The organism is Acinetobacter defluvii (assembly GCF_001704615.3).
GTDB classification, from domain to species: Bacteria; Pseudomonadota; Gammaproteobacteria; order Pseudomonadales; family Moraxellaceae; genus Acinetobacter; species Acinetobacter defluvii.
Genome location: NZ_CP029397.2, coordinates 1,613,959 through 1,639,601, shown reverse-complemented (window position 1 = coordinate 1,639,601; position 25,643 = coordinate 1,613,959). Strand labels below are relative to the sequence as shown.

General features: G+C 37.3%; 23 protein-coding genes. 12 read left to right on the top strand and 11 right to left on the bottom strand.

All coding sequences use genetic code 11. The annotated features are described in order from the left end of the window. Positions 1–472: 472 nt before the first annotated feature. Complete coding sequence (exaC, locus tag DJ533_RS10080) at positions 473–1,984, bottom strand: acetaldehyde dehydrogenase ExaC (protein ID WP_065993876.1); 1,512 nt, start codon at positions 1,982–1,984, stop codon at positions 473–475. A 317-nt stretch (positions 1,985–2,301) separates the two neighbouring features. Here exaC and DJ533_RS10075 point away from each other — a divergent pair, with 317 nt between their 5' ends. Continuing rightward, positions 2,302–3,477 carry a helix-turn-helix domain-containing protein gene (locus tag DJ533_RS10075; protein WP_407647738.1) on the top strand — a complete coding sequence of 392 codons (1,176 nt, stop codon included), beginning with the start codon at positions 2,302–2,304 and terminating at the stop codon, positions 3,475–3,477. Positions 3,478–3,553: 76 nt separating this feature from the next. Here the strand turns inward: DJ533_RS10075 and DJ533_RS10070 are convergent, their stop codons facing one another. Further along, positions 3,554–4,516: an alpha/beta hydrolase gene (locus tag DJ533_RS10070; RefSeq protein ID WP_065993878.1), complete on the bottom strand. Its 963-nt coding sequence runs from the start codon at positions 4,514–4,516 to the stop codon at positions 3,554–3,556. Positions 4,517–4,731: 215 nt separating this feature from the next. After that, on the bottom strand, positions 4,732–5,904 hold the full coding sequence (mdh, locus tag DJ533_RS10065; protein WP_065993879.1) for an iron-dependent methanol dehydrogenase: 1,173 nt from the start codon (positions 5,902–5,904) through the stop codon (positions 4,732–4,734). A gap of 267 nt (positions 5,905–6,171) precedes the next feature. On the opposite strand from mdh, the gene DJ533_RS10060 reads away from it, so the two are divergent. The 3 genes from DJ533_RS10060 to DJ533_RS10050 all read left to right on the top strand — a co-directional run bounded on the left by DJ533_RS10060 (position 6,172) and on the right by DJ533_RS10050 (position 10,432). Next, on the top strand, positions 6,172–8,205 hold the full coding sequence (locus DJ533_RS10060) for a hypothetical protein (RefSeq protein WP_065993880.1): 2,034 nt from the start codon (positions 6,172–6,174) through the stop codon (positions 8,203–8,205). Between the two features lie 61 nt (positions 8,206–8,266). Then, the gene (locus tag DJ533_RS10055; protein WP_065993881.1) at positions 8,267–9,982 is read left to right on the top strand and encodes an AAA family ATPase; all 1,716 of its coding nucleotides are present in this window, start codon (positions 8,267–8,269) and stop codon (positions 9,980–9,982) included. Positions 9,983–10,072: 90 nt separating this feature from the next. After that, positions 10,073–10,432, top strand: a complete 360-nt coding sequence (locus tag DJ533_RS10050; protein ID WP_228716537.1) for a 5-carboxymethyl-2-hydroxymuconate Delta-isomerase — start codon at positions 10,073–10,075, stop codon at positions 10,430–10,432. 184 nt (positions 10,433–10,616) lie between these two features. On the opposite strand, the gene DJ533_RS10045 is transcribed toward DJ533_RS10050, so the two are convergent. Both DJ533_RS10045 and DJ533_RS10040 read right to left on the bottom strand, forming a co-directional pair. Then, positions 10,617–11,342 carry a glutamine amidotransferase gene (locus DJ533_RS10045; protein ID WP_065993883.1) on the bottom strand — a complete coding sequence of 242 codons (726 nt, stop codon included), beginning with the start codon at positions 11,340–11,342 and terminating at the stop codon, positions 10,617–10,619. 150 nt (positions 11,343–11,492) lie between these two features. Beyond that, positions 11,493–12,074, bottom strand: coding sequence for a TetR/AcrR family transcriptional regulator (locus tag DJ533_RS10040; protein WP_065993884.1), 582 nt, complete (start codon positions 12,072–12,074; stop codon positions 11,493–11,495). A gap of 102 nt (positions 12,075–12,176) precedes the next feature. On the opposite strand from DJ533_RS10040, the gene DJ533_RS10035 reads away from it, so the two are divergent. The 4 genes from DJ533_RS10035 to cueR all read left to right on the top strand — a co-directional run bounded on the left by DJ533_RS10035 (position 12,177) and on the right by cueR (position 16,698). After that, positions 12,177–12,929, top strand: a complete 753-nt coding sequence (locus tag DJ533_RS10035; protein WP_065993885.1) for an SDR family oxidoreductase — start codon at positions 12,177–12,179, stop codon at positions 12,927–12,929. Positions 12,930–13,012: 83 nt separating this feature from the next. Then, entirely contained in the window at positions 13,013–13,606 is a 594-nt protein-coding gene (locus tag DJ533_RS10030; protein WP_065993886.1) for a 2-hydroxychromene-2-carboxylate isomerase, read from the top strand. Between the two features lie 145 nt (positions 13,607–13,751). After that, positions 13,752–16,229 (top strand): heavy metal translocating P-type ATPase, encoded by a 2,478-nt coding sequence (locus DJ533_RS10025; protein ID WP_065993887.1) that lies wholly within the window; start codon positions 13,752–13,754, stop codon positions 16,227–16,229. A gap of 64 nt (positions 16,230–16,293) precedes the next feature. Then, positions 16,294–16,698, top strand: a complete 405-nt coding sequence (gene cueR, locus DJ533_RS10020) for a Cu(I)-responsive transcriptional regulator (protein ID WP_065993888.1) — start codon at positions 16,294–16,296, stop codon at positions 16,696–16,698. 296 nt (positions 16,699–16,994) lie between these two features. On the opposite strand, the gene DJ533_RS10015 is transcribed toward cueR, so the two are convergent. The 5 genes from DJ533_RS10015 to trhP form a co-directional block, all read right to left on the bottom strand. Beyond that, positions 16,995–17,696, bottom strand: coding sequence for a methionine ABC transporter permease (locus DJ533_RS10015; RefSeq protein ID WP_065993889.1), 702 nt, complete (start codon positions 17,694–17,696; stop codon positions 16,995–16,997). Continuing rightward, positions 17,693–18,718, bottom strand: a complete 1,026-nt coding sequence (locus DJ533_RS10010; RefSeq protein ID WP_065993890.1) for a methionine ABC transporter ATP-binding protein — start codon at positions 18,716–18,718, stop codon at positions 17,693–17,695. The genes DJ533_RS10015 and DJ533_RS10010 overlap by 4 nt, the downstream gene beginning before the upstream one ends. Positions 18,719–18,792: 74 nt before the next feature. Further along, positions 18,793–19,662, bottom strand: coding sequence for a MetQ/NlpA family ABC transporter substrate-binding protein (locus DJ533_RS10005; protein WP_065993891.1), 870 nt, complete (start codon positions 19,660–19,662; stop codon positions 18,793–18,795). Between the two features lie 848 nt (positions 19,663–20,510). Then, positions 20,511–20,768, bottom strand: coding sequence for a YfhL family 4Fe-4S dicluster ferredoxin (locus DJ533_RS10000; protein WP_065993892.1), 258 nt, complete (start codon positions 20,766–20,768; stop codon positions 20,511–20,513). Between the two features lie 2 nt (positions 20,769–20,770). Beyond that, positions 20,771–22,186, bottom strand: coding sequence for a prephenate-dependent tRNA uridine(34) hydroxylase TrhP (gene trhP, locus DJ533_RS09995; RefSeq protein WP_065993893.1), 1,416 nt, complete (start codon positions 22,184–22,186; stop codon positions 20,771–20,773). 163 nt (positions 22,187–22,349) lie between these two features. Between trhP and DJ533_RS09990 the strand changes: the two genes are divergently transcribed. The 4 genes from DJ533_RS09990 to arsH are packed head-to-tail and all read left to right on the top strand — an operon-like array spanning position 22,350 to position 24,922. Further along, positions 22,350–22,673 (top strand): ArsR/SmtB family transcription factor, encoded by a 324-nt coding sequence (locus DJ533_RS09990; RefSeq protein WP_065993987.1) that lies wholly within the window; start codon positions 22,350–22,352, stop codon positions 22,671–22,673. Positions 22,674–22,687: 14 nt separating this feature from the next. Continuing rightward, positions 22,688–23,161 carry an arsenate reductase ArsC gene (locus DJ533_RS09985; RefSeq protein ID WP_065993894.1) on the top strand — a complete coding sequence of 158 codons (474 nt, stop codon included), beginning with the start codon at positions 22,688–22,690 and terminating at the stop codon, positions 23,159–23,161. 10 nt (positions 23,162–23,171) lie between these two features. Next, entirely contained in the window at positions 23,172–24,221 is a 1,050-nt protein-coding gene (gene arsB, locus DJ533_RS09980; RefSeq protein WP_065993895.1) for an ACR3 family arsenite efflux transporter, read from the top strand. Further along, the gene (gene arsH, locus DJ533_RS09975; RefSeq protein WP_065993896.1) at positions 24,218–24,922 is read left to right on the top strand and encodes an arsenical resistance protein ArsH; all 705 of its coding nucleotides are present in this window, start codon (positions 24,218–24,220) and stop codon (positions 24,920–24,922) included. The genes arsB and arsH overlap by 4 nt, the downstream gene beginning before the upstream one ends. A gap of 211 nt (positions 24,923–25,133) precedes the next feature. Here arsH and DJ533_RS09970 read toward each other — a convergent pair whose 3' ends face one another. Further along, entirely contained in the window at positions 25,134–25,541 is a 408-nt protein-coding gene (locus DJ533_RS09970) for a Cd(II)/Pb(II)-responsive transcriptional regulator (RefSeq protein ID WP_065993897.1), read from the bottom strand. Between the last annotated feature and the right edge of the window lie 102 nt (positions 25,542–25,643).

Here is a 25,643-nt window from a genome sequence, read left to right as displayed (position 1 = left end):
TATGAAATTGATGCGAATGCCGTAGTGAAAAAAGAATGCCGTAAATGCGGAGTTTGTCACTGATTTTATATGAAAATTTGTCTGCCATATCATCATATTAAGGTTAAAAACCAGTATGATGATATGTAAAAATATATCCTATAATGACAACACCTCAAATGTACTTGTATTGAAGTTTTCATTCTCATATTTTGATTTATTATTTAAAAGCTATAAAAAATTACAATGGAAATATTGCCAATCCTTTGACTTAAATTAATTTTTATAAAAAATTTCAAACTTTATCTATATAACCGTATTATTTAAAAGTTCTCTATATTTTTATGAAGCATGTTCATATAGAAAGATATCGAGTTTTTGACGTCTAAATTTAGTTAGAGCAATTCGTTATTTTAAACTCTAAGTATAAAGACCTTAAAGCGAACCGAAGTTCGCTTTAAGAAATTTATTTTAAAATTCTTTCAGCTTGAGCTTAGAAGAAGCCCATAGCTTTAGTTGAATAACTCACCAGTAAGTTTTTAGTTTGTTGATAATGATCAAGCATCATTTTGTGGTTTTCACGCCCGATCCCTGATTTTTTATAACCACCAAACGCTGCATGAGCAGGGTAGATATGATAGCAATTTGTCCAAACACGTCCTGCTTGAATCGCACGACCTGCACGATATGAGGTATGTGCTGAACGTGACCAAACACCTGCACCTAAACCATACATGGTGTCATTGGCAATGCGAATCGCATCATCATAATCTTTAAATGTGGTTACAGATAACACTGGTCCAAAAATTTCTTCTTGGAAAATTTTCATACTGTTATCACCTTTGAAAATGGTCGGTTCAATATAGAAACCTTGACCAACTTCTTGACGATCACCACCACCTGTGAGAATTTGAGCGCCTTCAGCACGACCTGTCGCAATACAACCTAAGATTTTATCTTGTTGTTCTTGTGATGCTTGTGCACCGATCATGGTGTCGGTGTCGAGCGGATGACCTGTTTTTATGCGCTTCACACGCTCAACCGCCATTTCTAAGAATTTATCTGCAATGCTTTCTTGAATCAGCGCACGTGAAGGGCAAGTACACACTTCACCTTGGTTGAGTGCAAACATTGCAAAGCCTTCAAGCGCTTTGTCTAGATAGTCATCTTCTTTATCCATCACATCTTCAAAGAAGATATTTGGTGACTTACCACCTAGCTCAAGCGTCACAGGAATGATATTTTCAGTCGCATATTGCATGATCATTTGACCAACTTGCGTAGAACCCGTGAATGCAATTTTAGCAATACGTGGATTAGTCGCCAGTGGACGACCGACTTCTACACCATAACCGTTGACGATATTTAATACACCCGCAGGAAGAATATCTTGAATGAGTTCTGCAAGAACCAAGATACTCGCAGGTGTTTGTTCCGCAGGCTTCAGGACAATACAGTTACCGGCTGCTAGGGCAGGTGCAAGTTTCCACGCTGCCATTAAAATCGGAAAGTTCCATGGAATAATTTGACCGACTACACCTAACGGCTCATGGAAATGGTAAGCGATGGTATCCTCATCGATTTCAGAAATACCGCCTTCTTGTGCACGTAAGCAACCCGCAAAATAACGGAAATGGTCGATACATAGCGGAATATCTGCTGCTAAAGTTTCACGGATAGGCTTACCGTTTTCCCATGTTTCAGCCACTGCAAGGAGTTCTAAATTTTCTTCTAGACGATCAGCAATTTTTAATAAAATATTTGAACGTGTGGTAGGTGAGCTGCTGTTCCATTGTGCTTTAGCTGCATGTGCAGCATCAAGTGCAAGTTCAATGTCTTCAGCAGAAGAACGAGGAACTTTGGTAAAAACTTTACCATCAACTGGAGAAATATTATCAAAATATTCACCTTTGACTGGTGCAACCCATTTGCCACCAATAAAGTTTTCATATTGTGATTTAAATTGTACTGTTGAACCTTCTGTATTTGGATCTGCATAGCGCATAAGAATTTCCCTTTACTTATTTTAACGTTGCAAGGATGACGAATAGTTTCGTCATTTGTGGATGATTCGAGCTTATGAAATAAAAGGTTGGTAAAAGGTTGGAGTTAAAAATTAAAATTTGAGCTATGCTTTAAATTTTAGCAGTATTTTCTTTTATATAAGATGTTTGAGAAAATTAGATACACTTTAAATTTAACTAACGCTTTGGTAGTAAATGCCTTGACGCTACTTCGATATTTTGCAAACAATGGGGTTAAGAGGGAAACAATAAATAGAATGGCACGTAAAAATGACATGGATGTAAAAGGGTGTTGAATATGCAAAACTTAATGCAAAAGCGTCAACAAATTGAAAAGTTTAGACAAAGTAGCAGTCTATCCTTACATCAAGCCGATCAATTGGGTCAAAGTATTGTAAGCTCTTGGCAACGTTCACAACAAGCAGATATCCCAATTGACCGTGAAGCAGCGCCATTACAAACTCAGAAAAACAATAAAAATAAAGGGACCTTAGCGGTGGCACTGGATCACTGTGCTGATGAGCTCAAACATATTGCAGAACAGTCAGCAATGGTGATTGCAGTAGGAGATGTAGGTAGCACGATTATGTGGTCGGCTGCTAGCGGGAAAATGCGTAATGCTGCGGAAAAAGTCCACTTTGTTGAGGGAGGGCAATGGCGTGAAGACTTAGTGGGTACCAACGCTTTGGCGCTATCATTAAAAACACAGCAATCAAGTTGTGTTTTTTCCAATGAGCATTATATGAGTTCTATTCATGATTGGGTGTGTTATGCAGCACCTGTGATTGACCCTTATTCCAAAAATGTTTTAGGTGTGATTGACCTATCAACGACATGGAGTAATCACAATAGTTTAGGCTTGTTGGCGGCTGAACGTTGTGCATCTATTTTGCAGTCAGCATTGTTGAATTATCAGCAGCAACAATTATTTATTCGTGCTTTTGCTGTTCCGCAAGTTTTATTTAATGGCAAAATTGTAGTACTTACGCCTCGTCAAATTGAGATTTTAACAATTTTAGCTTTATGTCCACAAGGTTTGAATTTAGAAAGCTTACATCAGGCTTTATATGGTGAGCGTAAAGTCAGTATGGGGACTTTAAAAGCGGAAATGTCACAGTTAAGAGAGATTTTAGGTGGAATGCTAGGTTCTCGTCCTTATCGTTTACTGGCACATGTAGAAGCAGATTTTTTACAGGCTGAAAATGCATTAGATGCAGGCTATACCGAGTCTGCATTAAAATTATGTAAAGGTGTATTTTTAGCAAAAACAGAAAGCCCATTTTTATGTGCGTGGCGTGATTGTTTAGAATCTCGTTTGAGTGAAGCAATTTTTAAAGCCAATGAGTCTGATGTTCTACTCAAACATTTGGCGCATTTTCCAGAGGCGATTGATGCGGTAGAGCGTTTAATTGAGCTTACCCCATGTGGACATCCTGCCCATCAGATATTATTAAAATATAGAGAAGAGCATTAAACAGTTCATTTTAGATGATTTAAAATGGTGAAAAATCCAGAAGCTGTTTTTCACAGCTTCTTAAAAGGTGGATCGATTAGATTTTTTGCTTTAACCATCCAAATAAGCTTTCATACACTTGGATACGAACTGGTGATGCTGAGAGCACTAAATCATGTAGTCCATTTTTAATCGTCATGATATTGACATCACCTTGTAGTTTTTTTGCATACTTTTCAATGTCTTTTACCTCTAAAATGATGTCACTTGTCTTGGCTGCTCGGTTCATTCTTTTAGGATTTTTGGTTTGATGAGAATGCATAACCAAGGTTGGAACACTGACTTTTGCACCCGCATGTATTTCTCTTTGTGCTTCAAAAATGGCATGCACAAAACTTAAATACACTTTTGGATACTTGGTTGGTTTCCATGTCAGATTAAAATCCCATTCCCCAGACAAATCTTTGTGTAAACTTGGTACATAATTTTTATTTAAGTCACTTGGAAATTTAATATTTGGGAATTTTTTTCCCAGTTGACTTAAACGAGGCAGTGCCAATTTTTTCTTTAAAATATTCATATTAAAGTCATAAAATGGACTATTGCACCATAAGGCTTTGATCGTTGGATGGTCGAGGTTATGTGCTGCAAAAAGCGTGGCAATCAGTCCACCTGTAGAGTGTCCTGCCAAAACGATGCTGTCATGTTGCTCAGATGCGATGATGTCGAGGGCTTGATGAATCTCGGCATCATATTCATTGAGGTTTTTGACATAATAATATTTCTGGTGTGGACGATATGAACGACCATATTTTCTTAAATCAAGTGCATAAAAATCATAACCCTGCTGATTAAATTGTTCAGCCATTTCAGTTTGAAAAAAATAGTCGATAAACCCATGAATATACAGAACAGCCTTGTTGGTGGTATGTTGTGCTTTTTTTCGAACAAGTGTGGCAACCACTTTGCCTTCATCATCGTCTGGTAAGTTTAAAGTAAGTTGTTCATAACCTGCACCTAATAGGTCGGGTGCGTAAGTTATAGGATGCTGTATCGCCATTTTTATACCCAAATCCAGTGAGTTGTTTATCCTTGATCATAAAATGTTTTTACTCAATGATGAAGGGCTTAATTTTTATTAAAATTTTTAATGCGAATGATAGGGGATTTTTAAACTCGCTATGAGTAGAGATCTATTTATAAAAAAAGAATATCACCGAAGTGATATTCCAAAGGTCACAGAAAGTAAATTAAAGTGTTGGGAGAAATTTTAACTTACATAGCCGCTTCGAAAATTGAAATAACTTGTGCATCTGTAGCTTTACGAGGATTCGTCAGCATACAGGCATCTTTCTGTGCATTTGCAGTCATGACCGCATGGTCTTCAGCTTTTACCCCAAGCGCTGCTAAACCTGAAGGAATACCAATCGATACAGATAATTCACGAATGGCATCAATCGCAGCGTATGCAGCTTCAGTAACTGTCAAGCCTTCTATACTTATACCCATGAGCTGCGCAATTTTTGCATAACGGTCTGGGCAAGCAATCAAGTTAAATTCACAAACATGCGGTAATAAGATTGCATTACATACGCCATGAGGAAGATTATAGAAGCCGCCTAATTGGTGCGCCATCGCATGCACATAGCCAAGTGACGCATTGTTAAATGCCATACCTGCAAGATATTGTGCATATGCCATTGCATCCCGAGCTTCGATATTTTCACCATTGGCAACCGCAGGGCGTAACCATTCACTGATCATGCTGATGGCTTTTTCTGCACAAGCATCTGTGATTGGGTTTGCAGCAGTAGATACATAGGCTTCTACTGCATGTGTTAAAGCATCCATTCCTGTCGCTGCGGTTAATGCAGCAGGTTTTGCAATCATCAGCTTAGGATCATCAATAGCTACGAGTGGTGTGCAACGCCAGTCCACAATTGCCATTTTGACATGTGTTTCAGTATTGGTAATGATACAGAAACGTGTCATTTCAGATGCTGTGCCAGCGGTCGTGTTAATCGCAACAAGCGGTGTCATTGCTACTTTACTTTGATCAATCCCTTCATAATCACGAATATGACCACCACCTGCAGTGACTAAACCAATTCCTTTGGCGCAGTCATGTGAAGAACCACCACCTAAAGAAACAATAAAGTCACAACCATTGTCATTATATTCTTTTACCCCATTATGGACATTGATATCCGTTGGGTTTGGTTCAGCACCTGCAAAAACGTGACTATCTACGCCAGCATCTTTTAAATAACCTACAATAATGTCAGCAACGCCAAATTTAAATAAACCAGCATCTGTGACAATCAATGCTTTTTTAGCACCTAAATTTTGAGCTTTGGTGCCGACTTCTTTAGCACAACCTGGTCCAAAGAGTGAAACACAAGGGATATAAAAACCGTTTGTTTGGTCTGCAATATTTTTAAAAGCCATGGTGCGATTCCTTCTACCATATTTGTTATTCATCATCCAACAGGTGATGCTCACCTTGAGAATGAGTATTGCCTGAGTGATTTTATTTTTATACCTACTAAACACCTACCAAATAAAAATAAATAAAATGAATCGGTTATTGAAAGTATAAATTTAAAAATATGAAAAATGCAGAAAAAATAAAGCTTAAAATAAAACAAATCTCGCAGAGAGAAGGCTTATAATGATGCGTTATTGGGGAATATTTGAACTGAGATACCGATCTACATGTTGCCATTTGATGCTCAACAGCACATACATCCACATCAGTGGACAGCACAACAATTATTGAAAATTGCACCGACACTGCTGCATGTTTTTCAAGAACAATGGGCATATTTAGAACATATTCATGCGCAAAATATGTTGCAAATCGATGTGGGCAATAAACAGTTTTCTATTGCCAATGGCTTGTTGGTTCTTGATTTTAATCATCAAAGTGAAATATTGCAGTTTCAAGTAAAAAATATAGATTTACCCATAGATAAAATTTCAAAATTTATTTTACAAGAAATGATCTTTTTTACAGGCAATCGTTTATCACAACATCCAACAACAGTGAAAACCAATGTGCAAGTGCTACGTCAAATTTTGATGGAGCAAGTGTTTCAATGGGTCGATGCTGAGAATCGTATAGAACAATTTATTTATAATATTTCCATACAAGATGCGGCTTTGATTGATCAGCTATTGATACAACAACAGTACTATGATCAACCGCATTTAACTGTATTTGCTGAATATGGTACACAAATTCCTTTAGATGTAGAGTTAAATATCAAACATTTATGCTTAGTCAATTCAGTCAAAGGTGAACAGTTTATTGCTGTGAATGAGTTGATTCCAATTTATGAAGACTTGTGTTTTTCTGCACAGCAATTTTTACCTGAAGCAATCTATCGTTTGCTGCAATGCTTCTATCCTGAACAGTTTAGTTTGATGAACCTGATTGATCATCAGCAAGATTTTCAGCTATTACGTCAACATGCGATCGAAAAGCCCAATGTAATTGCGTATGCGAAACTGATGCATCGTGGTTATTGGCAATATCAGGATTTATTGGATAAAAAACATTTTTTAGATGTAAAAAGCCCATATTGGGATGACTCACAACTGGCACGTTTACCCGTGTTTTATCAAGCCAAAGCGGTAAATTGGATTTTTAAGCAAAAGCTTGAATTGAATTTATGGTTAAGCCAAGTGATTCAAAATCCAAATGTACGTGTTGCAGTCACTGCATTGAGCTTTGTTGATTGTAGTCATGTACATCCGCAAGTGATTTTATTGACATTAAAATATTTTCAAAATATTGCCGCACGTTTATTTTTATTTGATTGCCAGAATCTCTCCGAACAACAACAATGGTTCTTAAATCCTGAAAATCAAAAATATCGTTTAAATGAAAATCGTGAGCATTTAGATCAAAAAGTTGCCATCAGTGCTTCCATGTTATACATCGAAGAATGGCTAGAATTGGTTGATCTTTTATCTCAAAACAACACAAAAAGAGTTAAGCACTGTTATGCAAAACTTAGTCGAGTGATGCAAGCGTATATGTTGTTCTTACAACAAATTGTACAGACCTTACCTACAGAGTTATGGGATTTTATTGATCCTAAAACCCATCAACAGCATGATTTTTTTAAGGCTTTAAAACAGTCAAAACTGGAGGTTTCTGAGTTTCGTCAATATTTTCGACACCAATTCAACAATCAAATTCGTTCAATCAGTATTTTTGATTCGTATGTGGCTGATTATTTAATTGATCATTTTTCACAACACCGTGTTTTAAATAAAAATCTAACTTGGCAAGGTTTATTCCATCAGGCATATGCATGGCATCAACAACTTGAATTTGATAATACATTAGACTATCTAAAAAATAGAGTTGACATAGAACATTGGCAACGGATTTCACCTGAAGCGATTATGCATTTTGAGGGTTGGTGCTTTGAGGAACTACATGAATTAGAACGTGTCATTCAAGAATCAGTCGATTATAAACATTGCTTGGCACATTCATATACTGAACGCATGTTGGCACAAGAATATGTGGCATTTCATATTTATCCAGAAAAACAGCCAGCACAATGTTTGACTTTGGGCTGTATTTATAAAGAAGATCAATTGCATTTTGATCAACTGAAATATCCTAGTAATCGTGCTGCGGATGAAGCTTGTTTAACTAAAGTTTATGCTTTTATTACTGAATTTAATTTGATGCTGCGAAAACGACGTGCAGATGAACGGATTTTGGCATAAAAACTTAACTTTTGGGGTAAAAATCGTTAGGCTATAGCGGTCTGATAAGGTCTAGGTTGTTATGAAACAAGAAACTGCACTGAAGCTCATGAAAACAGGTGAAAATGTCTTTTTGACAGGTTCCGCAGGTGCAGGGAAAACATATACCTTAAACCAATATATAAATTACTTGAAAGTTCGTAAAGTTCCTGTCGCCATTACTGCATCGACTGGGATTGCTGCAACGCATATGAACGGGATGACCATTCATACATGGGCTGGCATCGGCATCAAAGATATACTTTCAGATGACGATCTGAAACGCATGAAAGAGCGAAAATATTTAAAAGAGCATTTGGAAAATGCCCAAGTTTTGATTATTGATGAAATTTCCATGTTGCATGCCAAACAACTGAATTTGGTCAATCAAGTTTTAAAATATTTTAAAGAATCAGATGACGCTTTTGGTGGTATTCAAGTCATTGCAGCAGGTGATTTTTTTCAGTTACCGCCTGTTGGAAAAAATGATGAAAAAAACCGTGATAAGTTTTGTTTTATGTCGAATGCTTGGGTTGAAGCAAAATTTCGTGTGTGTTATTTGACTGAGCAACATCGTCAAGATGATTCTGCGTTAAATGATGTTCTCAATGCCATTCGAGCACAAAATATTCAACCACAACACCTACAAGCCTTACGCAATACCCGAAATCAAGACATTGGTGACACTTATACGCGTTTATATACTCATAATATGGATGTAGATAATATTAATTATAAACATTTAAATGAAATTTCAGGTAAAGAACATCAGTTTATTGCAGTCACAGATGGCAATGAGAAACTGATCGAAACTTTAAAGTCTTCCGTCCGTGCGCCTGATGAATTGACTTTAAAAAAACATGCTAAAGTGATGTTTGTTAAAAATAATTTTGATATGGGCTATATTAATGGCAGTTTAGGAGAGGTGGTCGGTTTTGAGGAAGATGATGAACTCGGAGTATTGCCAAAAGTAAAACTTACCGATGGTACGACGCTATTGGTAGAGCCTGAAACATGGTCAGTAGATAATGACGCAGGCAAAACCATTGCCAGTTTACAACAAGTGCCTTTACGTTTGGCATGGGCGATTACCATACATAAATCTCAAGGCATGACCTTAGAAGCAGCTGAAATTAATTTATCGCATACTTTTGAAAAAGGGCAAGGCTATGTAGCGTTGTCCCGTTTAAAATCTATCGAAGGCTTACGTTTACTTGGTTTTAATGAACAAGCTTTAGAGTTGGATAGTTTAGCGATTAAGGCAGATCGCCGTTTCCAAGAACTTTCAACTGAGGCAGAGCAACACTTTGCTGAAGAAGATTTAACTGTTCAACATAATGCTTTTATTCGTCATTGTGGCGGAACACTGAATGCATCTGAAATTCAACGTAATGAGAAAAAGTTAGCAAAAAGTGCAGGAAAAACCAATTATGCCACAGCGACTTTGGATGAAACCCGTGAGTTGTTTGAAAATGGCTATGAGATTCAAGATATTGCTCATGAACGTGGTTTGACACCTGCAACGATTATTAATCATTTGTCAAAATTGCATCGTGAGCAAGGCTTGGATATTTCTGTGGCAAGTCCTGGTGAAGATGTATTAGAGCAAGTGCGTAAAATTTATAAGAAATTACAAAAACGTCAAGACCCTAATCATTTTAGTGAAGATGGTGCTATTAAACTACGCCCGATTGTTGAGTTGAGTAATCCGAAAATGGGCTATGATCAAGTGCGTTTGGCTTTATTGTTTATTGAATAGTTTATAAAGTTGCAAAAGATATTGAATATTACATTAAATTGTTTTAATTTGATCAAATAAGATTTTTAAAAGGAATTTTTTGTGCCGCAAATGATTGTTGAATATTCAGATAATATTAAAAATCTGGACCATCAAGCGCTCATGTTAGATTTGAATCATGCATTGTTTGATACAGGTTTGATTGATCATTCTTTTAATATCAAAACACGTATTCGTGCCAATCAAGATTTTTTGATAGGTTTTGGTGATAATAACCAAGCCTATATTCATGTACGTTTAGCCATCATGACAGGACGCACTTTAGAACAACGAAAATTAATTTCAGATCAGTTATTTCGTTGTTTAAAAAACTTTGAAAAATATCAAGCAATAGGCTTAGAAGTACAATTATGTGTAGAACTTGCTGAGATGCTGAGAGATGTTTATGGAAAAATCAGTGTGGTGAAATAATCTATAACGACTATTGATCTATATAAAATGAGAGTTTTAAAATAATAGTGTCGTATTAACTTTTAAAAAATATTACACTATTATTTTGATTTTCTATAAATACTATCAGTTAGTTACAATTATAACATGGCTATGAAGTGAAGTTTAATTGACAACTTTGACTCAAAGCGCAATCGTACTTATTTTACTGTAACTTTGAATCTTGCTGTAATTGTTGCAAATATTGCTGAAAAATGTCCTGTGCTTTCGGTTCTAAGGATACTGCAAATTTTTGATTATCCGCACGTAAAGCAGAAATATTGAATCCAGCGTTGCGTAACTCACACGTATGTCCAATTAACCATTTTTCTAAACTCTCGGCTGCAACTTCAAGATGAAACTGTAAAGCTAAAAGCTGTGACCCAATACGGAAAGCTTGGTTAGGATAAAGCTCAGAACTCGCGAGCAATTCAGCATTTTCTGGTAAATCAAAGGTATCGCCATGCCAATGTAAAACTTCAGTATTTTCTAAAGCAAGCAGCGGGTTGTCAGCTAAACTCTTTATGTCTAATTTAGACCAGCCGATTTCTTTTTGAGGTCCTGCATAAACTTTTGCACCCAAAGCATGCGCCATCAATTGGGCACCTAAACAAATTCCAACTGTTGGACGTTTTTGTTGAAGCCGTTGTTTTAAATACGCAATTTCATCTTTTAAAAAAGGATAATCCTCGGTTTCATAAACGCCAATAGGACCACCTAAAATGATCAGTAAACCCTCATGTGCAAAGGCTTTTTTTAGATCATCAACGCCTGCTTCAAAATAACGTACACGATAACCGAGTTGATAAAAAATATCTTCAAGGCTGCCTAAGTCTTCAAATGCTAAATGTTGAATTGCATAAATGGTTTTCGGAAAGTTGCTATTTGTCATGCGTTGTTATCATAGAGAAATTTAAAAATACTGTAGCAAAAGTGTAGGAAAAAATAAAAGCTATTACAGGGAAATGGATAGATAAAACACAAAAAACACACCAATTTAATCGATATTTAGAAATATATTTCATGTGGTTGGACTTTGAGTTTAAAACTCATTTTGAGGTTGATGTTGTTTTAGTGCGGTATGAATAAAGTATTTACTTGATTCTAAAATAGATCTTCGGATGTTATCATCCAACATGCTTCTTGCTAATAAAATTGCCCCTACTAATTGCGTCATAAAACCCCAAGCCAACTGTGCATCACCTAAATGTTGTTCAAAAAGCTGATAGCCTCGTATGAGTTCTTGTTGATAAGCAAGTTTGATTTCATTGTCAGCACGGGCAACTTCAGTGGCAAGAGTAGGTAAAATACAACCTTGATCAGGATGATTTAAGTGTTGTTCCGATAAATAACGCTCAAGCTCAAAATCAACCCACGCTGCAAGTTCATCATGTGGATTTTTTTGCCATAAGTGTACACTACGTTGTAATTCATTTTCTAGCAATGCTTTAAAGAGTTCATTTTTAGAAGAAAAATGCGAATAAAAAGCACCACTGGTCACACCAGCAGCCTTCATAAAGCTGTCTACACCTGTGGTTTGAAAGCCATGTTTCTTTGCAACCTGTCCAGAGATTGCGAGCAATTCTTGTCTTTTTTGTTGTTTATAATCTGCTTTATAGCGCATACGAAATCTCCTATATTTTTCTTGACGCTGTTTAAAAACTATAACATAGTGATCGTTATAGTAACGATCGTTATCGTATGAAATGCGAAAAAGGAAGAATAAATGGGTGAAATAGTGCATAAAACTCAGACACAAAAGAAAGTCGCATTGGTCATTGGTGCGGGGGAGGCAACAGGTGGAGCAATTGCCAAACGCTTTGCTCAAGGCGGATATATCACTTGTATGACACGCCGTAATGCCGATAAATTACAGCCTTTAATTGAAGAAATTCAACAACAAGGAGGTGAAGCTTATGGTTTTTCTTCTGATGCACGTAAAGAACAACACGTCATTGAGTTGATTGAACATATCGAAAATAATATCGGTGCAATTGATGTGCTCATTTTTAATATTGGTGCAAATGTACCCTGTAGTATTTTAGATGAAACTGCACGTAAATATTTTAAGATTTGGGAAATGGCGTGTTTTGCGGCATTCTTAGTGGGTAGGGAAGTTGCAAAACGTATGGTTACTCGCCAACAAGGAACGATTATTTTTACAGGCGCAACAGCAGGAATGCGTGGTTCTGCCTATTTTGCTGCATTTGCAGGAGCAAAGCATGCTTTGCGTGCATTGGCACAAAGCATGGCACGTGAGTTAGCACCACAAAATATTCATGTAGCACATATCGTTGTAGATGGTGCAATTGATACAGAATTTATTCAAACTAATTTTCCAGAACTTTATGCAGAAAAAGAGCAAGATGGTATTTTAAACCCTGACCATATTGCTGAAAATTATTGGCATGTGGCACAGCAACCAAGAGATGCTTGGACGCATGAATTGGATTTGCGCCCTTGGATGGAGAAATGGTGATTAATATTGCTTATGATTTAAGCCATTAATTTAAATAAGTTTGCAACCAACAAAAAGTAAGTTAAACAAAAAAGGAATCGGACATGAATATTATTGAGTTTTATTTTGATGTTGGTAGTCCATATAGTTATGTGGGATTTCATCAAATTCAAAAAATTGCTGAAAAATATCAAGCAGAAATTATATGGAAACCGATTTTGTTAGGTGCTGTTTTTAAAGCGACTGGAAATAATAGTCCGATGGCTGTCCCTGCAAAAGCTCAATACTCTATGACCGATTTGAAACGTTGGGCAAAATTGTGGAATATTCCTGTAAAAATGAACCCTAACTTCCCGATCAATACTTTAAATGCAATGCGTTTAATTACCGCTACTCAACTTTTTCAGCCTGAACAGTTTTTAAAAGTTCTCACAGGTGTTTTTGATGCGATGTTTCATGATCCTAAAGATTTAAATGCGTTAACTGAATTGCTTCAAGTTGCTGAAAGTGTTGGCTTGGATAAAGACCAAGTGGAAGCTTGGCTGAGTGATGAAAAAGTTAAAAATGAGTTGAAATTTTTAACAGAAGAAGCCGTTAGTCGTGGTGTTTTTGGTGCACCGACCTGGTTTGTTAAAGATGAAATGTTTTGGGGCGTGGATCATCTGCACTTTGTTGAAAATAGCTTACAGAATATTTAAATTAAACGAGGATAGTATGTAAGTGCATTATTTATAGTGATAAATGATGCATGATTGAGAATTTAAATTTATCTTAAAAAATCACTTGACCTTACCATGATGTCAATCTGTATGCTTAAGACAGAATCTTAAATGGGAGGTCAATATGAGCTCACAACAAAAAAATGCAGTAACATACCAAGAAACTTTGATCATTGAGGGAATGACCTGTGCCTCATGTGTAGGACGTGTTGAGAAAGCGCTTAAAAAAGTTGAAGGCGTGGATCATGCAAATGTCAATCTTGCGACTGAAAAAGCAGTTATCAGCTCAGCTCAGCCTTTGGATCGTCTTCAGTTAATTAAAGCTGTAGAGCGGGCTGGTTATGATGTGGTAGTAGCTCCTGCTATTGAGCTGGCAATTGAAGGGATGACCTGTGCATCTTGTGTAGCACGTGTGGAAAAAGCACTTAAAAAAGTCGAAGGTGTACAACAAGCCAACGTGAACTTAGCCACTGAACAAGCATGGATTCAAGCAGATGCGAGTGTGAGCAGTGAAAGCTTGATTCAAGCTGTAAAAAAAGCAGGCTACGATGCCAAAATTGTTTCAGACAATAAAACGGAACAACAAGATAAAAAAGCCAATGAATTACAAGAGTTAAAACGAGATTTAATCATTTCTCTGGTTTTGGCTTTGCCTGTTTTTATATTGGAAATGGGTTCGCACATGATTCCCGCATTTCATATGTGGGTCATGCACAATATTGGACAACAACAAAGCTGGTTAATTCAATTTGTACTGACAACCTTAGTGTTGATCTTCCCAGGGCGCAGATTTTATCAAAAAGGTATTCCTGCACTACTACGCTTTGCACCTGATATGAACTCGTTGGTGGCGGTTGGAACGTTTGCAGCCTATAGCTTTTCATTAGTGGCAACCTTTTTACCGCATGTGTTACCCAAAGGTACAGTCAATGTCTATTATGAAGCGGCTGCCGTGATTGTTAGTTTAATTTTGTTAGGACGTTATTTCGAAGCCAAAGCCAAAGGACGTACTTCTGAGGCGATACAACATCTTATCGGTATGCAGCCTAAAACGGCACGTATTCATCAAAATGGACAGATTTTGGAAGTCCCAATTTCCAATGTAACCAGTGATAGCATTGTTGAAATTCGTCCAGGTGAACGTGTGCCTGTGGATGGTGAAGTGGTCGAAGGACATAGTTATATTGATGAATCTATGATTACAGGCGAGCCGATTCCTGTTGAAAAAGTGATAGGTCAATCAGTTGTCGGTGGCACAATCAACCAAAATGGCACTTTGAATATTCGTGCGACTGCAATAGGTGAATCATCTGTTTTGGCACAAATTATTCGCATGGTTGAGCAAGCACAAGGTTCAAAATTACCGATTCAGGCTGTGGTGGATAAAGTCACCATGTGGTTTGTTCCTGTGGTAATGGGCTTAGCACTTCTCACTTTCTTGGTTTGGTTGTTTTTTGGTCCAGATCCTGCGTTGACTTTTGGTTTGGTAAATGCTGTTGCGGTATTGATTATCGCTTGTCCGTGTGCAATGGGCTTAGCCACACCAACCTCTATCATGGTCGGTACAGGTCGTGGTGCAGAAATGGGCATCTTGTTTCGTAAAGGTGAAGCATTACAACTTTTGCAAGATGTACAAGTGGTTGCCGTTGATAAAACAGGCACATTAACTGAAGGAAAACCGACATTAACTGATTTTCAGGTCTTAGACGGTTTTCAACGTGAGCACGTTTTGCAGATTGTTGCATCGGTTGAAGCCAAATCTGAACATCCGATTGCATTGGCGATTGTAGAAGCAGCGCAACAAGAAAATATCAGTTTCTTGCCTGTGACTGCTTTTGACTCCGTGACGGGTTCAGGGATTCAAGCTGAAGTTGAAGGGCAAGCGGTACAAATCGGAGCTGACCGATATATGTACGAGATTGGTGTAAATGTCAGTGCATTTGAAGCCGAAGCCGCACGATTAGGAAATGAAGGAAAAACCCCGATTTATGTGGCGATTGGGCAAAAGCTTGCAGCTATTGTTGCTGTTGCTGATCCCATTAAAGAGTCCACTTATGCTGCGATTGAGGCTTTACACCAACTTGGTTTAAAAGTGGCAATGATCACAGGTGATAATCGCCATACTGCACAAGCCATTGCCAAAAAGTTAAAAATTGACCAAGTCGAAGCTGAAGTTTTACCTGATGGCAAAGTCGATGTGGTCAAACAATTACAGCAAAAATATGGTCGTGTGGCATTTGTTGGGGATGGCATCAATGATGCGCCTGCCTTGGCACAAGCAGATGTTGGTATTGCGATTGGTACAGGAACTGATGTTGCGATGGAAGCTGCTGAAGTGGTCTTGATGTCAGGGAGTATGCAAGGCATACCGAATGCTATTGCGCTGAGTAAAGCCACAATTCGCAATATTCACCAAAATCTATTTTGGGCATTTATTTACAATATTGCGTTGATTCCGATTGCGGCAGGGATTTTATATCCAAGCTTTGGTATTTTGCTGTCACCGATCTTTGCAGCAGGGGCGATGGCGTTGTCTTCAGTATTTGTTTTGGGTAATGCTTTACGTTTAAAATATTTTCATGCACTCAAATTTGATGCATAAAAAGTCGTATTTTCAGGGTTTAAGTCGTTTGATTTAAACCTTGGGAATTTATCAGGAGCTGAAGATGAATATCGGTCAAGTGTCTAAGCAGTCTGGCATTTCTAGTAAAATGATTCGTTATTATGAGAAAATTGGCTTATTAGATGCGGCAAAACGTGCGAGTTCAGGCTATCGGGTTTATTCAGATCAAGATTTAAAAACTCTAAATTTTATTCGACATGCTCGTGATTTGGGTTTTTCTTCTGAGCAGATGAAAGAGTTGTTGTCTTTGTGGAAAAACACCGAACGGCAAAGTGCCGAAGTCAAACAACTGACCTTACAGCACATTCAAGTCTTGAATGATAAAATTGCACAATTACAAGCAATGGTAAATTTATTGCAACATTCAGCCAATCATTGCTTTGGAAATGAACAAGCTGATTGTGCGATTTTAAAAAATATTGAGTTGGGTGTTGTGGAAGAGAGTTAAGTTTATTGTTTTTTGCCTTTAATAACATATCTCACTTTCCTAAAATTGATGGATAATGCAAAGTAATCCAAACTAATTTGATTTATTTTGCAATTATTTCTCACCATGTGTTTTAAACTCATTATGTTAATGATATTATAATACTATGTGATTTTAAAGTTTATACCTGCATCTAACCCAATCGATGCAGGTTTTTTTATGGTCAAAATAATTCAGGGCTAGTGAATATCAGTATTCAAAATTTGAATAAAAACCAGTAAACACAGCACTGGTTTTAATCTTTTTATTGTAGATAATCAAGACGATCTTAACTTAGATAACCAATCCCCTAAGCTTTGTACCAGTTGTACTAAGATCAATAAGACGATCACGGTTAGAATCACTACGCTGGTATCAAAGCGTTGATAACCATAAGAAATCGCTAAGTCACCAATACCACCTGCACCAACTGCACCAGCCATCGCTGTAGCACCAATTAAGCTAATCGTGGCAGTGGTTAAATTTAAAATCAATGAGCTACGTGCTTCAGGAATGATGAATTTAAAAATAATTTGCCACGGTGATGCACCCATCGCCTGAGCTGACTCAATAATACCTTCATTCACCTCTAAAAGTGAAGTTTCAACCAAACGCCCAATATAAGGACCTACGTAAATCGTCAATGGTACGATAGCAGCCCAAGTGCCGATAGATGTTCCTACAATCAGCTTAGTGAGGGGAATAACCGCAATCAACAAAATGATAAAAGGCAGGGAACGTAAGGCATTTACAATTGGATTTAGCACGTGATAAATCACTTTATTTTGCAAAATTCCATTTGGACGCGTCACCAATAAAATAATAGCCTGAATAAAGCCCCAAATACCGCCAAATAACATCGCAAAAAATACCATATGCATGGTTTCTTGCATGGCAGTGACAAATTGGTCGATGGACAATGAACTTTGCCAATATGGTGCAGTGACCTCAGTGAGCCAATGAACGATCAAATCTCTCATTCTGCAACTCCTGACTGCGATACTTTAACACCTTGTAAAGCAAGAAATTGTACTGCTTGTTGGATCACAATCGGATCACCAAGCAACTGCACGAACATTTGTCCAATCACCGCACCATTAATTTCGGTCATATTGGCAAATACAATATTTAAACGAATATCAAACTGCTGAATCAATTTTTGAATCACTGTTTCTTGTGCAGAAGTACCTAAAAATTGTAGGTTATAAATACTGTTATGATTTTTATTTTCGAGATTATTCAAGATATTCACAGGCAATTGCTGCTGTAAAACAGTTTGAATGAAATTACGTGTCGTGGCTTGCTTAGGACGGCTGAAAATATCTAGCGTTGAACCTGTTTCAATGACTTTACCAAACTCCATCACAGCAACATAGTCACAGATCGACTCAATTACATCCATTTCATGCGTCACCATCACAATAGTAATACCTTGTTCTTTATTGATTTTTTTCAATAAAGCAAGTACGGATTTGGTGGTTTGTGGATCAAGTGCAGAAGTCGCTTCATCACAAAGTAAAATTTTGGGATGATTGGCTAAGGCACGTGCGATGCCTACACGTTGTTTTTGTCCCCCTGACAATTCATCAGGAAAAGCATCCTTTTTATGTTTGAGGTCAATAAACTCAAGCAATTCATTTAAACGTTTTTCACGTTCAGCCTTAGAATAACCTAATAGCTTCATTGGCATTTCAATATTTGCAGCAACGCTTTTCGTTTCAAGTAAATTAAAATGCTGAAAAATCATACCAATATTTGCACGTTCTTGACGTAATGTGCGTGCATCTAATGCAGTGAAATCTTGGTCATTAATGATCACTTGCCCTTGGGTTGGACGTTCCAAGAGATTGATCATGCGGATAAGGGTACTTTTTCCTGCACCACTATAACCAATAATGCCAAAAATACTGCCATTTGGAATCTGTAAATTAATGTCATCCAAGGCGCGCACGGTTTGACCTTTGAGATCATAATGCTTTGAGATATTTTTAAATTCGATCATGTTGTCAAAAACTATACAAAAATGAAAAAACAGGCAAAATCATTTTGCCTGTTTCATGGACATCCGAATAGATGTTATTTGTTTTCTGTCAAATAGCTAACAGGTTTGTTTACATCTACTTTAGTGCCACCAAAATGCTCTTGCACATATTTACCTACCGCAGCAACATGGTAAAGTTCACCGACTTTTTTCAAGACTGGATCATCTTTACGTGATTCAGCAACTGCAAGAACATTCACGTTCATTTTAGTGCTTTGGTCGATTGGTTCATAGTAAATTGAATCTTTTAATACATTCAAACCACCTTCCATTGCCAAAGTGTTTCCTAAAACAATGGCATCTACTTCATCTTTTGCACGTACAGCAGTTGCCATTTGAATCGGTTTAATCACGATTTTTTTGCTATTTTCAATGATGTCAGCAGGTGTGCCTTTGACATTATCAAAATCCGCTTTTAATTTCACTAAACCTGCCGATTGTAACAACAATAATGCCCGTGACTCATTTGCACCATCATTTGGAATCGCAATTGTTGCGCCTTGTGCAAACTCTTCAACTTTTTTCACTTTGCTTGAGTAAATGCCCATTGGCTCCAAATATGTAGTTGAAATAGGTGCGATTTTATCTTTGTTTGAATCGTTAAATGCAACTAGATATGCATAAGATTGGAATGCATTAATGTCAATTTCTTTATTCGCAACAGCAGTGTTCATCGACACATAGTCAGTAAAGTTTTTAACTTCGAGCTTAATCCCTGCTTGTTTGGTTTCTGGTAAAGTTGCGATATAGCGCCAGATGTCTGCATCTGAACCCGTTGATGCCATAACAACAGTCTGTTCTTTTGCATCACCAGATGTCGTTTCAGTTTTAGGTGCTTCTTGTTTACCACAAGCTGCAAGAGAAAGTACTGATGCACTGAGTAAAACACCAAACAATTTGTTCATGTTTAAATCCTGAATATAATATTATGTAGGTTAACGACTACACTTTTAAATAAATACGCTCAATTACCCAATACAGCTTAAAACAAATTTGTGTCTTCTCTATATGATTGATATGACATACAAAAATTTTTCAATTTGAGATTGGTTTGCTTGGCTTTTTATTGATTCAATAATAAAAAGCGTAACTAAATACGACCAAGACTAAGTTTTTATGAATCATACCAATAAATTTAATTTATACATAGTCGTGCTAAAGTTTTGTATTCCTTAGGAAAAAGCTTGAGAAGTGAATCAATTGTCTAAAAAAACAAGTAAAACAAAAACTTTTGTTGAATTGTGTTATAAATGTAGAAGTTTTTCTGTTTAGACTTGGTATATAAAATATGATGGAAAGCTTAGCTTAAAAATGGATATAAAAGTTTTTGGATGATGTTCTAAAGTGTATGAATGCGACTCAGTTCAGTTTGTCAATAAAAAATTAAAAACATATAAATGAAATTCACTGTATTTTCAATATGAGCTAGTCAGGTTCTTTTATTTCAGAGTGAAGAGAATCATGCGATTCGTGCAAATTTGGTAGAGCAAATTATTATTTTATTGATAAAAGTTGCTATTACACATTATTTATATATGGCATCGTAGGTAAAGAGGATGCCGAGAAAAATTAGAGAAAACCTACGCTACGATATACACTATTGAGATAAATGTCTTAAATTGAAAGCCAAAGTGTTCCCCAAATCCCCCAATTACACTTTGGCTTTCTTTTCCCCTAATAAGATTTATTGTTTTTAATCTTAAAGCTGATCCTCTCAACTTCTTTTATTATTTATCGTTATCCTTAAATTTATTTAGGAACGATCAAATAAGTTTAAAGCATGAAACTTTTCCAGTAATTTTTCTTTAGATTCTCGATGCTCTGGATGCGGTACGATGCATTCGATTGGACAAACCTCAACGCATGTTTGATGCTCGTAAAACCCAACGCATTCTGTGCAACGTTCTACATCGATTTCATAAACTTTTTCACCTTCAAAAATAGCTTGATTGGGACACTCTGGAACACACATGTCACAATTGGTACATTCATTCGTGATAAATAGTGCCATGATTAACTCGCTTGATAAGCCAAAGAAGACGCTGAAATATCTGCACTAGACTCAGGTAAGTTACGAATGAGTAAAGCAAAGCGCATATCAACATCAGCAGGAGTAGGAATATCAACGATATATCCCGAACCTTTTGCATCAAAAATAGGATTGCCTTTTTTATCTCGCATTTCAGTAAGCTCAAAAGTAATATTGCCCGATGTAGTCATTAACTCTAATGAATCACCCACAATAAAACGATTTTTTACTTCAACTTTCAAATAATTTCCGTGGCGTTCTAGCACTTCACCCACAAACTGTTGGTGATCAAAACGAGAAGAACCAGTTTCATAGTTTTGATATTCAGTATGCACATGACGGCGTAAAAAACCTTCGGTATAGCCACGATTTGCTAGACCTTCGAGTTGTGTCATCAGCGCAGGGTCAAAGTTTTTTCCTGCTCGCGCATCATCAATGGCTTTACGATAAATTTGTGCTGTTCTAGCACAATAAAAATAGGACTTGGTACGACCTTCAATTTTTAAAGAATGAATCCCCATTTTTGTCAGACGATCGACATGCTGAACAGCACGTAAATCTTTAGAGTTCATGAAATATGTGCCATGTTCATCTTCTTCTGCGGCAAACATATCTTCTTGATTACGTTGTAATAAAACTGGCTCGCCAAATTGATTTTGCTGATTTTTGTTGTAGTGGTGGGCGTGTTGCTCATCGGCATCTTTATGGGTGCAGCATGTCGATGTTGCCTCCAGTTGTTGAACTGGAATGACATCCCCAAGCACATCTTCTGCTGCTTCGTGAACTTTATAATCCCAGCGACAAGCATTGGTGCAAGCGCCTTGATTGGCATCACGTTTATTCATATAGCCTGAAAGTAAGCAACGACCAGAATAAGCCATGCAAAGCGCACCATGTACGAAAACCTCGATTTCCATATCAGGTACATTTTGCTTAATCTCTTCGATCTCTTCGAGGGATAATTCACGTGATAAAATCACACGTGTTAAACCCATATTTTTCCAAAATTTGACCGTTGCCCAATTGACTGCATTGGCTTGAACAGATAGGTGAATCGACATTTCTGGAAAATGTTCACGCACCATCATAATCAAACCAGGATCAGACATAATTAAGGCATCAGGTTGCATCGCAACTACAGGTTCTAAATCTCGGATAAAGTTTTTTAACTTAGAATTATGTGGCTGAATATTGACCACAACATAAAACTTTTTACCTAAGGCATGTGCTTCTGCGATCCCAATTTTTAAATTGTCATGATCAAATTCATTGTTACGAACACGCAGACTATAGCGTGGTTGACCCGCATAAACTGCATCTGCACCATAAGCAAAGGCATAACGCATATTTTTTAGTGAGCCAGCAGGAGAGAGAAGTTCGGTAACGTGTGAAATAGTCATGTCGCAAAAGGCATAAAAACTTTATGGGTATTATTTTAGTGATAAAAAAAATAGATTCAACCTAGTAAAAAGCTCGGAATTACACATGATTAATCACAAAATACTGTTAAATGGCTCATTTTAAGTTTAGTATATGTGGAAATACATATATCCATATATGCTTATGAATCAAGTTGATTTTTTTAAATGTCTCGCTGATCAAACGCGGCTCGATATTTTGCTAATGATCGTGAAGCAGGGTGAACGATGTGTCTGTGATTTGACTGAAAGTTTAGAACTCAGTCAGCCAAAAATTTCACGGCATTTGGGGCTATTGCGAACTTCGCAGATTTTGCAAGATCGTCGCCAAGGGCAATGGGTTTACTATCAGCTTCATGATGAGTTGGCTCCATGGTGTAAAGAGATTTTATTTAAACTCGCAGAACAGGATCAGCGTTTTGATTTGGCTGAAAATAATTGTTCTGAAAATCTAAAATGTTGTGAATAGGTGATTGAATTAAGATGAAAATTTTATTTTTATGTACAGGGAATAGTTGTCGAAGCATTCTTTCGGAAGCTTTATTTAATGCACAAGCGCCGACAGGTTTCGAGGCATGTAGTGCAGGCAGTCATCCATCAGGACAGGTGCATCCACTGACCTTGAAAACCTTACAAAGTTTGAATATACCGACTGAGAGTTTATTTAGTAAAAATATGCAGTCATGTGAAGCATTTTCCCCTGACATTGTGGTCACTGTATGCAGCGAAGCTGCTAAGGAGTCTTGCCCACTCTATTTGGGTAAAGCTTTAAAAGTGCATTGGGGTCTAGATGATCCTTCGCATTTAGATTTGCCAGAAGCAGAAAAATTACAGGGATTTAATTCAACCGTGCAACATATTCAACGTCGTTTTGATGCATTTTTTGCACTGAATTTTGAACAATTGAATGCACAGGAATTAGCCGAAGCACTCGAAAAAATTGCTCTGATTGCGTGAAGATTAAGCTATGTCCGTTCAGAAACTTTCTTTTTTAGATCGAAATCTCACACTTTGGATTTTTATCGCCATGGCTGTTGGCATTGCAATCGGTCTGTTTTTACCCGAAACAGCGCAAAGCTTAAATCAGATGAGTATGGGAACGGTGAATTTACCCATCGCCATTGGTTTGATTTTGATGATGTATCCGCCTCTAGCCAAAGTGGATTATAAGAATTTAAGCCAAGTCTTTCAGGATAAACGCACCTTGCTTTTGTCTTTAGTGCAAAACTGGTTGATTGCACCATGTTTGATGTTCGCGCTTGCGATTCTGTTTTTGCAGGACTATCCAGAGTATATGACAGGGCTAATTTTGATCGGCTTGGCACGTTGTATCGCAATGGTATTGGTGTGGAATAATCTCGCATGTGGTGATAATCAGTATGTTGCAGCCTTGGTGGCATTTAACAGTATTTTTCAAATCCTGTTTTTTAGTAGCTATGCATGGTTATTTTTAACCTATTTACCGCCGTTTTTTGGTGTTGAATCGCAAGTGATCAATGTCAGTTTTTGGACGATCACACAAGCGGTACTGATTTATCTCGGTATTCCATTCTTATTGGGTTTTTTAACCCGTTCGATTTTGGTCAAACAAAAGGGTCTGGACTGGTATCAAAATACCTTCATACCTAAAATTAGTCCGCTGAGTTTACTAGCATTGCTATTTACCATCGTGGCGATGTTTAGTCTAAAAGGAGCGGATGTGGTGGCATTGCCATTGGATGTGCTGCAAATCGCTCTTCCTTTGACAGTGTATTTTATCGTGATGTTTTTCATTAGCTTTTTTATGAGCAAATGGATGGGCAATGATTATCCGAAAACAACTGCCATTTCATTCACAGCAGCAGGCAATAACTTTGAGTTGGCACTTGCTGTGGCGATTGCAACTTTTGGTTTGGCTTCACCTGTGGCATTTACCACGGTGATCGGTCCTTTGGTTGAAGTGCCTGTATTGATTGCTTTGGTGAGTGTGTCGTTGTGGTTACGGAAAAAACTATTTAAAGAGGTGGGTAGTCAATGACATTGCCAAATATAGATGTAGCATTGTTTGAGCAGCCGAGTTTCGAAAATGTTCAAGCACAGAAGCTTCCACATGCCCCTCGAATTTTATTGCTCTATGGTTCAAATCGTGAGCGTTCGTTTAGCCGTTTGGCGGTGATGGAGGCAGGACGAATTCTCGAGCATTTGGGTGCAGAGGTGAAAATTTTCCATCCCAAAGGCTTGCCACTTCCTGAAGATGCAGCGTCATCACATCCAAAAGTTCAGGAATTACATGAACTTTTGGCATGGTCTGAGGGGATGGTGTGGTGTTCGCCTGAACGTCATGGTTCAATGAGTTCTATTTTCAAAGCACAGATTGATTGGATTCCTTTGGCAGCTGGGGCGATTCGTGCAACTCAAGGCAAGACTTTGGCACTGATGCAGGTCTGTGGCGGTTCGCAGTCATTTAATACGGTGAATCAATTGCGGATTTTAGGACGTTGGATGCGGATGATTACGATTCCAAATCAATCCTCTATCCCAAAAGCATTTTTAGAGTTTGATGAAAATGATCGGATGAAACCTTCATCTTATTATGATCGTATTGTGGATGTGATGGAGGAATTGTATAAGTTCACTTTGTTGACTCGTGGGCAAGCAGGGTATTTAACGGATCGTTATTCTGAACGTAAGGAATCCGCAGAGCAGTTGTCAAATAGAGTGAATCAGAAGTCGATTTGATGATTGACATCGAAAATTAGCATAGCCCAATATTTTTTTGAAAATCAATTTATGTCGGCAGTATTTTCGATTCAAAGATGAAAAGAAATTTTTGTTAGGTGAGAAATTCATCCTGGAAAGCTCTCCCAACAGCAATCCATGTCAACTTCTGCAATAGATAAAATATGTGGTAATCGAATTTTGAATTTGTGTGTTTTTCAGATCATATGATTTATTCAATCGAAGCCTCTAAATTTTTAACGATCTGACAATGGTCAATGGTACTGTCCGAAGCACAGCTTTGACGTAGAGCAACCAATTGTGTTTTAAAACTCTGCAATTCTAGAATCCGTGTTTCCACATGCTGAATGTGTTCTTCAATCAATTGATCGACAATTTTACAGCCACGTTCAGGATGTTGCACCTGTTCCAATAATACCACAATTTCATTTAATGTCATGTCCAAAGCACGACAGCGTTTGATGAAAATTAAACGTTTCAGGCATTCATCATCATAATATTTATAATTATTTTCAGCTCTAAAACTTGCTTGAATCAAATTTTTCTTTTCATAAAAACGAATGGTATCAGTACTCAGTTGGGTGTTTTTAGCCAAATCACTGATTAAATAATGTTGCATGATACATTTCTCCAAAAATACTCAAACAAGGCTTGACCTTGGAGTTAGTCCATAGTTTTAAATAGCATAATACAGATGAATAATTAATCAAGGGGATGTGAA

What these genes read in the sequence shown, in the direction of transcription:
- DJ533_RS10055 (WP_065993881.1), top strand. Translation starts at nt 8,267, where the DNA reads ATGAAACAAGAAACTGCACTGAAGCTCATGAAAACAGGTGAAAATGTC.
- trhP (WP_065993893.1), bottom strand. Translation starts at nt 22,186, where the DNA reads ATGACTATTTCACACGTTACCGAACTTCTCTCTCCTGCTGGCTCACTA.
- mdh (WP_065993879.1), bottom strand. Translation starts at nt 5,904, where the DNA reads ATGGCTTTTAAAAATATTGCAGACCAAACAAACGGTTTTTATATCCCT.
- DJ533_RS10010 (WP_065993890.1), bottom strand. Translation starts at nt 18,718, where the DNA reads ATGATCGAATTTAAAAATATCTCAAAGCATTATGATCTCAAAGGTCAA.
- exaC (WP_065993876.1), bottom strand. Translation starts at nt 1,984, where the DNA reads ATGCGCTATGCAGATCCAAATACAGAAGGTTCAACAGTACAATTTAAA.
- DJ533_RS10030 (WP_065993886.1), top strand. Translation starts at nt 13,013, where the DNA reads ATGAATATTATTGAGTTTTATTTTGATGTTGGTAGTCCATATAGTTAT.
- DJ533_RS09985 (WP_065993894.1), top strand. Translation starts at nt 22,688, where the DNA reads ATGAAAATTTTATTTTTATGTACAGGGAATAGTTGTCGAAGCATTCTT.
- arsB (WP_065993895.1), top strand. Translation starts at nt 23,172, where the DNA reads ATGTCCGTTCAGAAACTTTCTTTTTTAGATCGAAATCTCACACTTTGG.
- DJ533_RS10050 (WP_228716537.1), top strand. Translation starts at nt 10,073, where the DNA reads ATGATTGTTGAATATTCAGATAATATTAAAAATCTGGACCATCAAGCG.
- DJ533_RS09970 (WP_065993897.1), bottom strand. Translation starts at nt 25,541, where the DNA reads ATGCAACATTATTTAATCAGTGATTTGGCTAAAAACACCCAACTGAGT.
- DJ533_RS10070 (WP_065993878.1), bottom strand. Translation starts at nt 4,516, where the DNA reads ATGGCGATACAGCATCCTATAACTTACGCACCCGACCTATTAGGTGCA.
- DJ533_RS10040 (WP_065993884.1), bottom strand. Translation starts at nt 12,074, where the DNA reads ATGCGCTATAAAGCAGATTATAAACAACAAAAAAGACAAGAATTGCTC.
- DJ533_RS10060 (WP_065993880.1), top strand. Translation starts at nt 6,172, where the DNA reads ATGTTGCCATTTGATGCTCAACAGCACATACATCCACATCAGTGGACA.
- cueR (WP_065993888.1), top strand. Translation starts at nt 16,294, where the DNA reads ATGAATATCGGTCAAGTGTCTAAGCAGTCTGGCATTTCTAGTAAAATG.
- DJ533_RS10035 (WP_065993885.1), top strand. Translation starts at nt 12,177, where the DNA reads ATGGGTGAAATAGTGCATAAAACTCAGACACAAAAGAAAGTCGCATTG.
- DJ533_RS10075 (WP_407647738.1), top strand. Translation starts at nt 2,302, where the DNA reads ATGCAAAACTTAATGCAAAAGCGTCAACAAATTGAAAAGTTTAGACAA.
- DJ533_RS10005 (WP_065993891.1), bottom strand. Translation starts at nt 19,662, where the DNA reads ATGAACAAATTGTTTGGTGTTTTACTCAGTGCATCAGTACTTTCTCTT.
- DJ533_RS09990 (WP_065993987.1), top strand. Translation starts at nt 22,350, where the DNA reads ATGAATCAAGTTGATTTTTTTAAATGTCTCGCTGATCAAACGCGGCTC.
- DJ533_RS10025 (WP_065993887.1), top strand. Translation starts at nt 13,752, where the DNA reads ATGAGCTCACAACAAAAAAATGCAGTAACATACCAAGAAACTTTGATC.
- DJ533_RS10045 (WP_065993883.1), bottom strand. Translation starts at nt 11,342, where the DNA reads ATGACAAATAGCAACTTTCCGAAAACCATTTATGCAATTCAACATTTA.
- arsH (WP_065993896.1), top strand. Translation starts at nt 24,218, where the DNA reads ATGACATTGCCAAATATAGATGTAGCATTGTTTGAGCAGCCGAGTTTC.
- DJ533_RS10015 (WP_065993889.1), bottom strand. Translation starts at nt 17,696, where the DNA reads ATGAGAGATTTGATCGTTCATTGGCTCACTGAGGTCACTGCACCATAT.
- DJ533_RS10000 (WP_065993892.1), bottom strand. Translation starts at nt 20,768, where the DNA reads ATGGCACTATTTATCACGAATGAATGTACCAATTGTGACATGTGTGTT.